This window comes from Actinomadura kijaniata NBRC 14229 (assembly GCF_001552175.1).
Lineage (GTDB): Bacteria > Actinomycetota > Actinomycetes > Streptosporangiales > Streptosporangiaceae > Spirillospora > Spirillospora kijaniata.
In genome coordinates this window covers 1-13,378 of record NZ_BCQR01000135.1, presented here as the reverse complement: position 1 = coordinate 13,378, position 13,378 = coordinate 1, and the positions used below count along the sequence as shown (strand labels likewise).

Genomic DNA, 13,378 nt, shown 5'->3' with positions numbered 1-13,378 from the left:
GGCGTCGGCGGGCGTGTCCCGGTCGGCGACCGGGACCACGTCCTTCAGGAAGTCGCGGCGGTCCAGGAACGCCGTCAGGCTCTCGCGGTGCTCCTCGCAGGCCAGCCAGATCTTCCGCCGGTCCGGGGTGTGGATCTTGGGGTTGTTCCAGCGCAGCGCCCACGCGGCGGCGGCGCGGCAGCCCTTGGCGGAGCAGATCGGTTCCTCGGGGGCGTTGCCCGGCGGCGTTTCGGTCACCCGCTCACTGTGGCACAGCCGCCCGGCCCGCCGGTACGCGGCCCGGCGTGATCGTCCTGGTCGGCGGGTGGCGCACCGCACGTTTTGGCGGCCCACCCGCCGGACAGGTCTCACCCCATGGACACGCCTGTCAACGTCCGGCCGTGGCGCGCGTTGTCGGTCTGCCTGGTCGCGTCGTTCATGACCCTGCTGGACGTCAGCATCGTCAACGTCGCGCTGCCCTCGATCCGCTCGGGGCTGGACGCCTCCGAGGCGGGCCTGCAGTGGGTGCTGTCGGGGTACGCGCTGGCGTTCGGGCTGGTGCTGGTCCCGGCCGGGCGGCTCGGCGACGCCCGCAGCCGCCGCGCGGTGTTCATGAGCGGGCTGGCACTGTTCACCGCCGCCTCGGCGATGGCGGGCCTCGCGCCGACCATCGGCTGGCTGGTGGCGGCGCGGCTGGTGCAGGGCGTGGCCGGGGGCCTGCTGAACCCGCAGGTCGCCGGGCTCATCCAGCAGCTGTTCGAGGGGCCGTCGCGGGGGCGGGCGTTCGGGGCGCTCGGCGGCGTCATCGGCGTGGCGACCGCCGTCGGGCCGATGCTGGGCGGCGCGCTGATCGCGCTGGCCGGGCCGGAGCACGGCTGGCGGTGGGTGTTCCTGGTCAACCTGCCGGTCGGCCTGGTGGGGCTGGTGCTGGCCCGGCGGCTGCTGCCGCCCCCGGTGCGCGGGCCGCGGCAGGGCCAGGACCCGGTCGGGGTGGTGCTGCTCGGGGCGGGGGTGACGGCGCTGATGCTGCCGCTGGCGCAGGAGCAGCAGTGGCACGGCTGGGCCAAGTGGCTGCTGGTCCCGGCGGGCGTGGCGGTGCTGGCGGCGTTCACGCGCTGGGAACGGCGCTGCGCGGCCCCGCTGGTGAACCTGTCGCTGTTCCGCCTGCGGTCCTACGCGCTGGGCGCCACGATCGCGCTGCTGTACTTCGCCGGGTTCACCGCGGTCTTCTTCATCTTCACCCTGTACCTGCAGAACGGCCTGCACTACAGCGCCCTGGTCGCCGGGCTGGCGATCACGCCGTTCGCGGTCGGGTCCGGCGCCGCCTCGGTGCTGGGCGGGCGGCTGGTGGGACGGCTGGGCCGCCCGCTGGTCGCCGCCGGGCTGGCGCTGGTGGCGTTCGGGCTGGCGGCGGCCTGGCTGGCGGTGGAGCTGCACCCCGGGCGCGGGGTCGCCTGGTGGACGGCGCCGCCGCTGCTGCTGGCCGGGATCGGCAGCGGCCTGGTCATCTCCCCGAACCAGACGATCACGCTGTCGCAGGTCCCCGTCGCCGAGGGCGGCAGCGCCGCCGGGGTGCTGCAGACCGGGCAGCGGCTGGGCACCGCCGTCGGGATCGCCGTGACCGGCGCGGTGTTCTTCGCCACGGTCGCCAACGGCGGCGACTGGGCGGTGGCGTTCCGGCACGGCCTGCTGGTCGTGCTGGCGTTCGTGCTCGCCGCCCTGGTCGCCGCCGGCTACGACCTGCTCAGCGGCCCCTCCGCCGCGCGGCGCGGACGGCGGCCCCGGCCAGCAGCCCGGTCGCGAGCGTGACCCCGCCGAGCGCCAGGTTCTGCCTGCGCAGGCGGGCGGGGATCCGCGCGTACGGCATCGTGCTGAACGACACCAGCTCGTACCGCGACACGTAGCGCCCGGCCAGCCGCCGTTCCAGCGCGTGCTGGACGGCGTGGGTGGCGCGGTAGAGCGGCTGGGACACCCGGTCGCGCATCTCGACGAAGTTGTCCAGGGCCATCTCGGCGATGGCGTCGGTGTTGGCCTTGCGGCGCTCCTGGTACAGCGACAGCGCGCGCGGCCAGTGCCCGTCCGCCTCGGTCAGGCACCGGTCGATCTCGATGCAGTCCTCGAACGCGCAGTTGGCGCCCTGCCCGTAGAACGGCACGATCGCGTGCGCGGCGTCGCCCAGCAGCGCCACCGTCGCGGTCCGGCCCCGCCGCACCCACGGCCAGCACCGCACCGTCACCAGCGAGCCGTTGGGGTTGGCGGCGTAGTCGTCGGTCAGCCCCGGCATCAGGTCGACCACGTCCGGGTAGTGCTCGCGGAAGTGCGCGGTCACCCTGGCGGGGGTGTCCAGCGCCGTCAGGTCGTCCTTCGGCCAGAACAGCGTGCAGGTGAACGACCGGTCCAGGTTCGGCAGCGCGATCATCATGGAGGTGCCGCGCGGCCAGATGTGCAGCGCGTCGGGGTCCAGCGCGAAGTCCCCGTCGCGCGCCGGGACCGTCAGCTCCTTGTAGCCGTGCTCCAGGAAGTCCAGGTCGGCGTCGAACCCGACCGCGCGGCGGACCGCGCTGTAGGCGCCGTCCCCGGCCAGGATGACCGTCGCGGACTCGGTCTCGGCCCCGTCCGGTCCCTCCATCGTCAGCAGCCCGGCGTCGGCGTCCACGCCGGTCACCTTCCGCCCGAACCGCAGCGTCACGCCCGGCGTGGCCTCGGCGGCGTCCAGCAGCTCCTGGTTCAGCTCGGCGCGGCTGATCGAGTTGATGGCCCGGGTGCCGTCGGCGCTGTAGGACTGGAAGTTCACCTCCCCGCGCAGGGGGTGGACCCTCCGGCCGTGCATCGGCAGCGCCCGCTTGAGCGCCTGGTCGCGCAGGCCGACCTGCTCCAGGGCGGCCAGGCCGCGCGCCGACACCGCCAGGTTGATGGAGCGGCCCCGCTCGGCCCCGGCGACCCGGGGGTCGGGGCGCCGCTCGTACACCGTCACCGCCAGGCCGCGCCGTCCCAGCAGCGTCGCCAGCAGCGCCCCCGCCAGGCCCGCGCCGACGATCGCGATCCGTTCCCCACCGGTCTCACGCGCCATGGACCACGGTCTCCTCGATCTGCGACCGGACCTCCCACAGGTCCGGGAAGGCCGGGGCGAACAGGGTGGAGCGCAGGTAGTCGGCCCCGGCCGACCCGCCCGTGCCCAGCTTGGCGCCGATGGTCCGCTCGACCATCTTCACGTGCCGGTACCGCCACTCCTGCACGCCCTCGTCGATGTCGACCAGCGCCTCGCACACCTCGGCGGCCGGGCCGTTCTCGTCGGCGTACACCTCCAGCAGCACCTTCTGCAGGTCCGGGTCGGGCAGCCACGGCTCGGCGACGTTCCGCTCCAGCGCCGCGTGCGGCACCGCGTAGCCCTGGACGGCCAGGTAGCGCAGCAGCGAGTCCAGCAGGGACGGCCGGCGCACCGCCGCCCGCAGCCGCGCGTCGTCGCGCAGGTCCGAGGCGGGGAACACGCGCCGCCCCAGCACCGCCTCCAGCTCGCGGAACTGCGCCGACTGGAAGCCGCTGGAGGTGCCCAGCTCGTCGCGGAACGTGGCGAACTGCCGGGGCGTCATCGTCTCCAGCACGTCCATCTGCCCCACGATGGTCTTGAGGATCTTGGTGATCCGGCGGGCGGTGCGCAGCGCGCCCGCGCTGCCCCCCTCCGCCAGCCGCCGCTGCAACAGCCCGGCCTCGTGCAGGATCTGCTTGAACCACAGCTCGTACACCTGGTGGATGATCACGAAGAGCATCTCGTCGTGCGCGTCGGTGCGCGGCCGCTGGCAGTCCAGCAGCTCGTCCAGGCGCAGATAGCTCCCGTAGGTGATGTTCTCGTCCGCCACCGCGTCCCCTCCTCCCGGTACCTCGTCGTACCGAGCCCGGTGATCCTCTCAGAACCATCCTGACCGGTAGATACCCGGCAGACCCTAGGTCGATGGACCGGTCCTCCGTCAGGGAGCGGAGGGAGATGAGTTATCGAAACGTGATCTGTGGGGCGTCCCGGAACGTCCGCCCCGCCGGGCGGACCGGCCTCCGCTAGCCTGCGACCAGAATCCGATTCGGAGGAGGGCCCGATGGCCGGGATCGTCAGGGAGTTCGTGGGGCTGCCGTCGCCGCTGGTCGGCCGGGCGGGCGCGGGCGGCCACCCCTGCCAGGGCGTCTACCACCGGCCCGCCGGGGCCGCGCCCACGACGGCGTTCATCGCCGCGCACTACAACGTCGACTTCTCCGAGCACTACCTCGCCGAGCACCTGGCGGCGCGCGGCTACGGCTTCCTCGGCTGGAACACCCGCTTCCGGGGCGCCGAGGCGTACTTCCTGCTCGACCACGCCCTCGCCGAGATCGGCGTCGGCGTCCGCTGGCTGCGCGAGCGGGCCGGGGTCGAGCGCGTCGTGCTGCTCGGCAACTCCGGCGGCGGCTCGCTGATGGCCGCCTACCAGTCCCAGGCCGTCGAGCCCAACGTCACCCCGGTCGCCGGGATGCGGCCCGTCGCCGCCATCGAGGACCTGCCCGCCGGGGACCTGTTCGTCGCGCTGGCCGCCCACTCCGGCCGTCCCGAGGTCCTCACCAACTGGATGGACCCCTCGGTCACCGACGAGGCCGACCCGCTGTCGGTGGACCCGGAGCTGGACCCCTTCGACCCGGCGAACGGGCCGCCCTACAGCCCCGGGTTCCAGGCCCGCTACCGCGCCGCCCAGCGCGCCCGCAACGAGCGCGTCACCGACTGGGTCCTGGAGCGGCTCGACGCCCTGCGCGGCGCCCGCGCCCGCGACCGGCTGTTCACCCTCCACCGCACCTGGGCCGACCTGCGGATGATCGACCCGTCGATCGAGCCGTCCGACCGGCGGCCCAACCGGTGCTACCAGGGCGAACCGGCGAAGGCCAACTACGGCGTGTTCGGCATCGGCGCGCTGTGCACGCTGCGGACCTGGCTGTCGATGTGGAGCCTGCGCACCTCGCAGTGCGCCGCCGCCCCGCACCTGGCGCGCGTCGCCGTCCCGTCGCTGGTGATCCACGCGACCGCCGACGAGGGCGTGTTCGACAGCGACGCGCGGGCGGTGTTCGACGCGATCTCCGCGCGGGACAAGCGGCTGGAGCTCGTTCGCGACGGCCACTACCTGCCGGAGTCGCGCCCGCTGGCCGCCGACCTCATCGACGGCTGGATCCGCGAACGCTGACCCGCGCTCACGCCCCCGGTGACCTCGCGCGGCGAGGGCCATGTCGGCGCGCGCCCGGCGGTCCCCGTCGTCGCGGACCGCCGCGCGGAACGACCGCGCCACCAGCGCCAGGGACCGTTCGGCCCACATGTCCGAGATCGGGTTCGCGCCGCGGTACGGCACGCGCCGCTCCGGCGGCCTGCGGGCGAACGCCTCCCGCGGCCCGCCGCCGCGCGCGTGCTCCACGGCGGCGCGCAGGCTGACGTCGGTCGGCTCGACGTGGACGCCGTCGTAGACCTCGGCCGCGATCCCGTAGGACTTCATCGCGTCGGCGATCCGCCGGGGAGCGCCGGTGGCCGCCACCCCCGCGTCGGTGACGACCAGCGCGGTGCGCACGCCGTGCTGCGCCAGGTCGTACCCGATCTCCTCTCCTGTCCGGTCATGAGCGGCGGCACCTCCGCGATCCGGTGACCCCTCCACCGTCGCACCGCGGGCGGGCACGTCAACGGGGCGGGTCCTACCCGGCGGGCCGGAACGCCGCCACGAGCGCGTCGGCGAGCGCCGCGCCGCACGAGCCGTCCGGGTCGCGCTCGGGGTCGTAGATGGTCACGTGCGCGCCGACGGCGCGCGGGCTCGCCGCCAGCACCCCCAGCACGGTCGTGAACTCCGCCAGGTCGATCCCGTCGGGGTTGGGGGAGTCCACGGCGGGCATCACGCGGCGGTCGAGGACGTCCACGTCCACGTGGATCCAGAAGCCCTCGACGGGCGCGGCCTCCAGGTCGGCCCGCGCCGCGTCGGCCGCCGCCCGCGCGCCGTGCTCGCGGACGTACTCGATCGGGTACTTGCGGATCGCCGACCGCTCGAAGACCTCCAGGTCCCAGCCCTCGACGTCCTCCGGCTCCACCTGCCGCCCGATGTGCACCGCGTGCTCCCCGGCCACGTACGGCCCCAACCCGTGCCGGTCGCTGAGCGGCGCCGGACCGCGCCCGGTGACCAGCGCCAGCGCCGAGCCTCCGGCGGTGAGCTCACCCGCGAACCGCTCCGGGTCGCGGCGGGGTGAGTAGTCGTCGTGCCCGTCCAGGTAGGCCAGCCCGAACGCGCCGCGCCGCCGCAGCGCCAGCGCCGGGCCGAGCGCGATGCCGCACTCGCCGCCCAGCAGCAGCGGGAACCGCCCCGCGTCCAGCAGTTCCCCGACCCGGTCGGCCAGGTCGTCGGTGTAGGCGGCGATGCCGAGGCCGTTGCGGTAGCCGGTCACCGGCTCCGGGTCGGGCGAGTAGGGCGGCGGCGTCACCCGCCCGGCGTCCTCGGCGCCGAGCCGTTCCACCAGGCCGCGCCCGCGCAGCGCGTCGGGCGCGAACCGGCAGCCCGGCTCGTGCCCCGGGCGCGGCGGCCGCAGGCCCAGGTTGCAGGGGGCGTCCAGGATCGCGATCCGGCGTTCCACCGGCTCCTCCACTCTCGGTCTCGTCACAGCGCGGCGACGATCGCCTTGGTCAGGTCGAGGGTCATCGGGTCGGCCGGGCCCGGGACGCTCGGGGTGTCGGTGGTGAACCCGAACGCCACCCCCGTCTCGGGGTCGGCGTAGCCGAGCGCGCCCGCCGCCCCCGAGTGCCCGAACGCGGCGGGCCGTCCCGCCGGGGACAGCTCGAACACGATCCCGTACCGCGTCGGGAAGCCGATCACGGCGTCCTCGCCGTCGCTGACCACCGCGCTCACCTCGCGGATCGTCTCCGGCGACAGCAGCCCGCCGAGGGCCGCCGCGTACACCGCCGCCACGCCCCGCGCGCTGCCGAACCCGCCGATCGACGGCACCCCGGCCGCCCGGAAGTCGCGCCGGGCCAGCAGGTCGCCGTCCCCTGCGCCCCGCTCCAGGTTCATCGCGACGGCGAACAGCTCCGGCATGAAGTCGGGGATCTCCTTGCCGCCGCCGAAGAACAGCGGTTTGGGCTGTACCACGCGCGGCTCCTCGCCCTCGGGCAGCCCGATGAAGAAGTCCGCCCCGTACGGCCCGGCGATCTCGCGGTGGTAGTACTCGCCGAGGGACGTCCCGGTGACGCGCCGGACCAGCTCGTCGACGAGCGTGCCGATCGTCAGCGCGTGGTAGCCGTGCCGGGTGCCCGGCTCCCAGACCGGGGCCTGGGCGGCGAGGCGTTCGGCGAGCCGCGTGTGCCCGATCAGCTCCTCGACGGTGAAGCCGCCGTCGACGTTGAGCAGCCCGGCCCGGTGCGCGGCGAGCGTGCGGACGGTGACGTGCTCCTTGCCCGCCCGCGCGAACTCCGGCCAGTAGTCGGCGACCGGCCGGTCGGGGGCGAGCAGCCCGCGTTCGACCAGCAGCGCGACGGTCACGCCCGCCACGCCCTTGGTCACCGAGTAGACGCCCTGGAGGCTGTCGGGCCCGTAGTCGGGGCCCGTCCACAGGTCGACGACGCGTTCCCCGCCGACGTGCGCGGCGACCGCCGCGTTCACGCCGGGCCTGGCCGCCGTCGCCTCGGCGAACACCTCCCGCACGGCCTCGAATCCGCTGCGCACTCCACCCGACACCCGCTCCGCCACACCGGCCTCCCCGCGCTCGGTCCGGCGCTCACGCTACCGGCACGGATCCGCCGCGGAACAGGGCCCAGAACGCGGAGGCGATCTCCGCCGGGGGCTCCGGGCGGTCCCGGGCGACCCAGTGGGCGATCACGCCGACGAGCGCCCCGGCAAGGTACGCGGCGTGCGTCTCCGCCGGGACGGCCGCGTAGCCGTCCGGCCGCCGCCCCTCGGCGAAGCCCGCGGCCAGCTCGGCGGTGAGGCGTGCGCGCGTCCCCGCGGTGAAGCGCGCGCTGCCGTGCGGGCCGAGCATCCGCGCGTACAGCGCCGCGTTGGCCGCGACGTGCTCGAACAGCCCCACCAGCGGCTCGGGCGCGCGGTCCGGCGGCGCGTCCAGCGGGCACAGCGCCGCCGCCCGCGCCAGCTCGGCGACCGCGTCCTCCATCGCGGCGGCGACCAGGGCGTCCACGTCGGGGTAGTGGAGGTAGACCGTCGCCCGGTTCACCTCGGCGCGCCGGGCCACCGCCGCCATCGTGATCGCGCCGGCCTCCCGCTCCGCGACCAGGGCGAGGACCGCCTGCTTCAGCCGGGCCCGGGTGCGCCGCGCGCGCGGATCGTCTGGGTTCACCCCGCCACCATACGACAAGCGTCGCTTAAACGACACATGTTGATTAAGCGACAGGTGTCGTTTAGTGTGGCCGCCATGCGAATCGAGATCTGGGCGGACGTGGTCTGCGCGTGGGCGTACATCGGCAAACGGCGGCTGGAGAAGGCCCTGACGGGCTGGGACGGCGCGCCCGTGGAGGTGGTGTGGCGGCCGTTCCGCATCGACCCGACCGCGCCGCCGCGCGCCACGCCGCTGGAGGAGCTGTACCGGGACCCGATGGTCGACGACGCGCTGCGCGCCTGCGCCCCGCACCTGACGCCCGCGCAGAACCGCGTCCGCGTCTCCGCGGTCGCGGCGGCCGAGGGCCTGGGTCCGCGCTGGGGCGCGGCCTGGCGCGCCGACAGCGGCGACGCGCACCGCCTGATCGCCCTGGCCGGGGAGACCGGGGGAGCGCCGCTCCAGGACGCCGTGGCCGAACGCGTCCTGAAGGCGCACTGGATCGACGCCGCCGATATCGGCGACCCCGCCGTGCTGGCCGCCGTCGCCCGCGACGCGGGCTTCGTCGAGGGCCCGGCCCTGCTCGCCACCGGCGCGGGCCGCGACCTGGTCGCCGAACGCCTGCTCACCGGGAAGGCGCGCGGCGTCCGCACCTCGCCCACCCTGGTCGCCCACGGCCGCGCCCTCGCCGGGGCCCAGCCCCCCGAGGCGATCCGCGGGTTCCTGGCCGACGCCGCCGCGCACCCGTCCCGTCCCGTTCCGGCCGAGGTGGAACGGCTGCGCCTGGCCGAGTCGCTGCTGACCGCCCGCGACCCCCTCGGCGCGCTCACCCTGCTGCGCCCCCTGCTGGACGAGCACGGCGACGACCGGGGCGTGCGCCTGCTGGCCGCCCGCGCCTACTACGCCTCCGCCCAGCTCAACCGCGCCCGCGCCACCCTGGAGCGCCTGGTCGCCGACCACCCCGACGACTCCTACGCCCGCCACCTGCTCGGCCGCACCCTGCACCGCCAGAACGACGCCGGGGCGGCCCGCCACCTGACCCTGGCGGCCGCGATGACCCCCGCCCTCGGGTAGGAGGAACCGCCGGGCGCATGGTCCCAGGGTGCCGCGACGGTCTCGTTGCGGCGGAGGAGGAAAAGCCGTGAACGGTTACTTACCGTGAGGGAATGACGCCTGCTCCGCTCCCGTTCGCCGTCAGCCGTAGGACCGTCCTCCAGGGAACCGCCGCCACCGCGCTCGCGGCCGGGCTCGCCGGGGCCTCCCCTCGCCCCGCCCATGCGGCCCGGCCGCTTCCCGCCTGGTACGACGACGCCAAGTTCGGCGTCTTCGTCCACTGGAACCCCGCCGCCATCCCCGCCTACGCGCCCCTCACCTCGGTGAACGAGCTGGGGTTCGGCGCGGCGAACCAGCCGGAGTGGAAGCAGCGGCAGCTCTGGCGGCTGCTGCCGTACGCCGAGATGTACCAGAACACCCTGGCCGTCCCCGGCAGCGAGACCGCCCGCTTCCACGCCGCCCGCTACGGCAGCCGGCCCTACGACGCGTTCGTGGAGGAGTTCCGCACCAGGAGCATCCGGGACTGGGACCCCGACGCGTGGGCGGAGCTGTTCCAGCGCGCCGGAGCCCGCTACGGCGTCCTCACCACCAAGACCGAGGACGGCTTCCTGCTGTGGCCGAGCGCCCACCGCAACCCCCGCAAGGCCCGCTGGCAGTCCACCCGCGACGTCCCCGGCGAACTGGCCGCCGCGCTCCGCCGGCGCGGCGTGCGCTTCGGGACCTACTACTGCGGCGGCATGGACTGGACGTTCGGCGGCCTGCCCATCACCGACGACGCCTCGTTCATCAACGCGCTGCCGCGCACCCCCGAGTACCTGGCCTACACCGACACCCACTGGCGCGAGCTCGTCGCCCGCTACAAGCCGAGCGTGCTGTGGAACGACTACGGCTTCATCCCCGGCAAGGACGTCCCCGGCCTGCACCGCGACTACTACCGCCAGGTCCCCGACGGCGTCGTCAACGACCGCTTCGACCAGAGCGGCGAGGGCGGCGCCTCCCGGGTCCCCGCCGACTTCGCCACCGTCGAGTACGGCGAGGGCACGCCCCCGGCCAACGGCAAGTGGGAGGCGTGCCGGGGCATCGGCACCTCCTTCGGCTACAACCGCCTGGAGACCGACGCCACCTACCTGACGCCCGCCGCCCTGATCCACCACCTGGCCGAGACGGTCGCCGACGGCGGCAACCTGCTGCTCAACGTCGGCCCCACCGGCACCGGCCGCATCCCGCCCGAACAGGAGGAACGCCTGCTGGCCGTCGGCCGCTGGCTGAAGGCCCACGGGCACGCGGTCTACGGCACCCGCAAATGGCAGCGCTCCCGCGGCGTCACCACCGAGGGGCTGAAGGTCTGCTACACCGCCGCGTCCGACGCCGTCCACGCCATCGTCCTCGGCGTCCCGCACGGCCGGACCGTGGACCTCGACCTCCGCCTCACCCGCGGGGTCACCGCCCACCAGGGCACCGCGCGCGACCGCCTGCGCTGGGAGAACACCCCGCACGGCACCCGCGTCACCCTCCCGGCCCGCCCGCGCGACAAGGAGGCGTTCACCCTGCGCTTCGCCCCGCCCGCCGCCGTGAAACCGGTGACCGGCTGACCCGCGTCACCGCGATGCCGCGCCGAGGGACCGCCCGGCCGTCAGCGCCCAGGCGGCGAACGCCACCAGCATCACCATGTCGCCGACCACGACCCAGCCGTCCACCTCGCCGGTGAGCGCCAGCGTCCAGTTGAGCGCGCCGGGCACGGCGATCCCCGGCGCGCACAGCCACGCGACCACCGCCGAGGCCCTGGACCGCCGCCACAGCAGCGCGCCCGCCGGGACCAGCCACACCCAGGCGACCAGCCACAGGCTTCCCTGGAGCCGGTCGCGGAACTCCTGCTCCAGCAGGCCGGTGTAGAACGACTCGACGACCGTCAGCGCCGCCGCCACGCCGCCCAGCCCGGCGGCGAGGGTGACCGCGGTCAGCGCGGGACGTTCGCGACGGTGCCGCGCCCACAGCGCCAGGACCTGCGGCACCAGGGCCGCGATCGCCATCACGCCCAGGGCGTTGGCCGCGAAGGCGGTCGCCTGGACCGTCGCGTCGTTCCAGTCGCGCCCGACCTTCTGGGCGTCCAGCAGCATGCCCGCGCCGAACAGGGCCGCCGCCGCGTACGACAGCGCCGCGCCCGCCCTGAAGAGGGCGTGGTCCCCGCCGGGCTCCGGGTGCGCCGGGACCTCGCGCCGGGTGGGCTCGGCCGACCGTTCCGCCGCCGCCAGCAGGTCCGCGGCGGCCGGGGCGGTCATCCGCCGCTCCGGGTCCTTCACCAGCAGGCCCGCGATGACCGGCGCGAGCGGACCGGCGTTGCGCGGCGGCGCCGGCTCCTCGGTCAGCAGCGCGCCGTAGACCGCCGCCGGGTCGGTCCGCCGGAACGGGGGCGCGCCCTCCACCGCCGCGTACAGGGTGACGCCGAGCCCCCACAGGTCCGCCGCCGGGCCGTCGGGGCGGCCCCGCAGCCGTTCGGGCGCCATGTAGGCGGGCGAGCCGACCAGCTGCCCGGTCCGGGTCAGCCGCGTGTCGCCCGCCACCACCGCGATCCCGAAGTCGGTGAGCACCACCCGGTCGTCACCGGTCACCAGGATGTTGGCGGGCTTGACGTCGCGGTGCGGCACCCCGGCCCCGTGCGCGGCCCGCAGCGCCGCCAGCACCTGCCGCCCGATCGCCGCCGCCCGCTCCGGCGGCAGCGGGCCGTCCCGCCGGATCACCTCCTCCAGCGACCGCCCGTCCACCAGCTCCATCACGACCCACGGACGCCCGTCGGCCAGGGCCACGTCGTGCACCGTCACCACGCCCGGATGCGAGAACCGCGCCGCCGCCCGCGCCTCCCGGAGCACCCGCCGGTGCGCGGCCCCGGCCTCGTCCGTCCCGATCCCCTGCGGGACCAGCACCTCCTTGACCGCCACCTCCCGGTCGAGGGTCTCGTCGCGGGCCCGCCAGACGACGCCCATCCCGCCCCGGCCGATCGGCTCGGTGAGCCGGTACCGCCCCGCGATGACCCGCCTGTGGTCGGTCATGAGGGCGATGATGCCACCGTCTCCGGGCGATTCCCAGGGAGTTCCCCGCCGCCCCCTAGGGCGACCGGCGGCGGCGGTAGGCGGCGGACTTGGCCTTGTTCCCGCAGGCGGTCATGCCGCACCAGCGGCGCCGCCCCGCGTGGGAGGCGTCCAGGAACAGCCGCGTGCAGTCGGGGTGGGCGCACTGCCGGACGCGTCCGGCCGCCGGTCCGGCCAGCAGGTCGATGGCGTCGCGGGCGAGGGTGGACAGCGCCTGGTCCAGGTCGCCGTGGTGGCGGACCGCGCCGTCGGCCAGGACCGGCGTCAGGGGCGGGTGGGCGGCCGCCCGGTTCAGCAGCGCCACGTCGGCGGGGTCGGGCTCGCGGTGTTCCATCACGGCCCGGGCGGCGTCGTGGACGGCCTCGCGGAGCCGCCGCACCCGCTCCAGGCCGCCCGCGTCCACCTCGACGCCGGCGACCAGGCCGGACTGCTCCAGCCAGGAGCGGACGTCGCCGGGTGCGGTGAGGGTCTCGCGGGGGCGATCGTGGTGGCGCACCTGGAGGGTGGTGGTGAGGTCCAGGCAGAGCCGGCCGCTCAGGAAGGTGAACACGTCACCATATTGACCGGTGACGCCGGAACCTGACAAGGTGGCGTCACCGGTCAATATGGTGACGAAGGGGGCGGTGTGGCGTTCGGAGCCGACGGTCTGGCCCGCTATCTGGCCGCCGCGATCCTGGTCCGGGGGGCCGACAGCGGCGCCGCCGTGGGCCTGGTCCTGCTGGCCCTGCGGCCGGACGGCGGGCACGGCGCGGCCGCCACCGGGGGACTGCTGGCCGCCGCGCTGAGCGCCCCGCACCTGCTGGGGCCCTGGCTGGCCCGCCGCCTCGACGCCGCCGGCGACGACCGGCGCCTGCTGGCCGGGGCCTTCGCGGTCTACGCCACGGCGCTCACCGCCGGGACCCTCGCGCTCGGCCGCGCGCCGCTGCCGGTGGCGCTGCTGGCCGTGGCGGCGGCCGGCT

At 75.6% G+C, this 13,378-nt stretch carries 13 protein-coding genes and 2 pseudogenes; 6 read left to right on the top strand and 9 right to left on the bottom strand.

All coding sequences use genetic code 11. The features are described 5' to 3' along the window. On the bottom strand, positions 1–237 hold a 237-nt coding region (locus AKI01S_RS34540), incomplete at its 3' end, for a hypothetical protein (RefSeq protein WP_084000541.1). Positions 238–354: 117 nt separating this feature from the next. Here AKI01S_RS34540 and AKI01S_RS34535 point away from each other — a divergent pair. Then, positions 355–1,788 (top strand): MFS transporter, encoded by a 1,434-nt coding sequence (locus AKI01S_RS34535; protein ID WP_067827401.1) that lies wholly within the window; start codon positions 355–357, stop codon positions 1,786–1,788. On the opposite strand, the gene AKI01S_RS34530 is transcribed toward AKI01S_RS34535, so the two are convergent. Continuing rightward, a complete protein-coding gene (locus AKI01S_RS34530) occupies positions 1,724–3,049 on the bottom strand; it encodes an FAD-dependent oxidoreductase (RefSeq protein WP_067827398.1) in 1,326 nt (441 codons plus the stop codon). The genes AKI01S_RS34535 and AKI01S_RS34530 overlap by 65 nt on opposite strands. Beyond that, positions 3,039–3,836: a tryptophan 2,3-dioxygenase gene (locus tag AKI01S_RS34525; RefSeq protein WP_067827395.1), complete on the bottom strand. Its 798-nt coding sequence runs from the start codon at positions 3,834–3,836 to the stop codon at positions 3,039–3,041. The genes AKI01S_RS34530 and AKI01S_RS34525 overlap by 11 nt, the downstream gene beginning before the upstream one ends. 231 nt (positions 3,837–4,067) lie before the next feature. Here AKI01S_RS34525 and AKI01S_RS34520 point away from each other — a divergent pair, with 231 nt between their 5' ends. Both AKI01S_RS34520 and AKI01S_RS53830 read left to right on the top strand, forming a co-directional pair. Next, entirely contained in the window at positions 4,068–5,171 is a 1,104-nt protein-coding gene (locus tag AKI01S_RS34520) for an alpha/beta hydrolase (protein ID WP_067827392.1), read from the top strand. A 40-nt stretch (positions 5,172–5,211) separates the two neighbouring features. Beyond that, positions 5,212–5,445, top strand: a complete 234-nt coding sequence (locus tag AKI01S_RS53830) for a hypothetical protein (protein ID WP_067827389.1) — start codon at positions 5,212–5,214, stop codon at positions 5,443–5,445. Here the strand turns inward: AKI01S_RS53830 and AKI01S_RS53825 are convergent. The 4 genes and pseudogenes from AKI01S_RS53825 to AKI01S_RS34500 form a co-directional block, all read right to left on the bottom strand. Then, positions 5,433–5,546 (bottom strand): annotated as a pseudogene (locus tag AKI01S_RS53825) (hypothetical protein); the annotation flags it as partial. The gene AKI01S_RS53830 and the pseudogene AKI01S_RS53825 sit on opposite strands and share 13 nt — an antisense overlap. Positions 5,547–5,667: 121 nt before the next feature. Next, positions 5,668–6,618 carry an arginase family protein gene (locus AKI01S_RS34510; protein WP_245681902.1) on the bottom strand — a complete coding sequence of 317 codons (951 nt, stop codon included), beginning with the start codon at positions 6,616–6,618 and terminating at the stop codon, positions 5,668–5,670. Then, positions 6,615–7,700 (bottom strand): serine hydrolase domain-containing protein, encoded by a 1,086-nt coding sequence (locus tag AKI01S_RS34505; protein ID WP_067827386.1) that lies wholly within the window; start codon positions 7,698–7,700, stop codon positions 6,615–6,617. The genes AKI01S_RS34510 and AKI01S_RS34505 overlap by 4 nt, the downstream gene beginning before the upstream one ends. Positions 7,701–7,728: 28 nt before the next feature. Continuing rightward, the gene (locus tag AKI01S_RS34500) at positions 7,729–8,304 is read right to left on the bottom strand and encodes a TetR/AcrR family transcriptional regulator (protein ID WP_067827383.1); all 576 of its coding nucleotides are present in this window, start codon (positions 8,302–8,304) and stop codon (positions 7,729–7,731) included. A gap of 75 nt (positions 8,305–8,379) precedes the next feature. Between AKI01S_RS34500 and AKI01S_RS34495 the strand changes: the two genes are divergently transcribed. Beyond that, a complete protein-coding gene (locus AKI01S_RS34495) occupies positions 8,380–9,354 on the top strand; it encodes a DsbA family oxidoreductase (RefSeq protein ID WP_067827405.1) in 975 nt (324 codons plus the stop codon). 92 nt (positions 9,355–9,446) lie between these two features. Continuing rightward, on the top strand, positions 9,447–10,925 hold the full coding sequence (locus AKI01S_RS34490) for an alpha-L-fucosidase (RefSeq protein ID WP_084000540.1): 1,479 nt from the start codon (positions 9,447–9,449) through the stop codon (positions 10,923–10,925). A gap of 6 nt (positions 10,926–10,931) precedes the next feature. Here AKI01S_RS34490 and AKI01S_RS52665 read toward each other — a convergent pair whose 3' ends face one another. Further along, the gene (locus AKI01S_RS52665) at positions 10,932–12,380 is read right to left on the bottom strand and encodes a serine/threonine-protein kinase (RefSeq protein ID WP_067827379.1); all 1,449 of its coding nucleotides are present in this window, start codon (positions 12,378–12,380) and stop codon (positions 10,932–10,934) included. 55 nt (positions 12,381–12,435) lie between these two features. Next, positions 12,436–12,969, bottom strand: a complete 534-nt coding sequence (locus tag AKI01S_RS34480; RefSeq protein WP_067827376.1) for a CGNR zinc finger domain-containing protein — start codon at positions 12,967–12,969, stop codon at positions 12,436–12,438. 75 nt (positions 12,970–13,044) lie between these two features. Between AKI01S_RS34480 and AKI01S_RS34475 the strand changes: the two are divergent. Beyond that, positions 13,045–13,378 (top strand): annotated as a pseudogene (locus AKI01S_RS34475) (MFS transporter); the annotation flags it as partial.

What these genes read in the sequence shown, in the direction of transcription:
- AKI01S_RS34535 (WP_067827401.1), top strand. Translation starts at nt 355, where the DNA reads ATGGACACGCCTGTCAACGTCCGGCCGTGGCGCGCGTTGTCGGTCTGC.
- AKI01S_RS34530 (WP_067827398.1), bottom strand. Translation starts at nt 3,049, where the DNA reads ATGGCGCGTGAGACCGGTGGGGAACGGATCGCGATCGTCGGCGCGGGC.
- AKI01S_RS34520 (WP_067827392.1), top strand. Translation starts at nt 4,068, where the DNA reads ATGGCCGGGATCGTCAGGGAGTTCGTGGGGCTGCCGTCGCCGCTGGTC.
- AKI01S_RS53830 (WP_067827389.1), top strand. Translation starts at nt 5,212, where the DNA reads ATGTCGGCGCGCGCCCGGCGGTCCCCGTCGTCGCGGACCGCCGCGCGG.
- AKI01S_RS34495 (WP_067827405.1), top strand. Translation starts at nt 8,380, where the DNA reads ATGCGAATCGAGATCTGGGCGGACGTGGTCTGCGCGTGGGCGTACATC.
- AKI01S_RS34490 (WP_084000540.1), top strand. Translation starts at nt 9,447, where the DNA reads ATGACGCCTGCTCCGCTCCCGTTCGCCGTCAGCCGTAGGACCGTCCTC.
- AKI01S_RS52665 (WP_067827379.1), bottom strand. Translation starts at nt 12,380, where the DNA reads ATGACCGACCACAGGCGGGTCATCGCGGGGCGGTACCGGCTCACCGAG.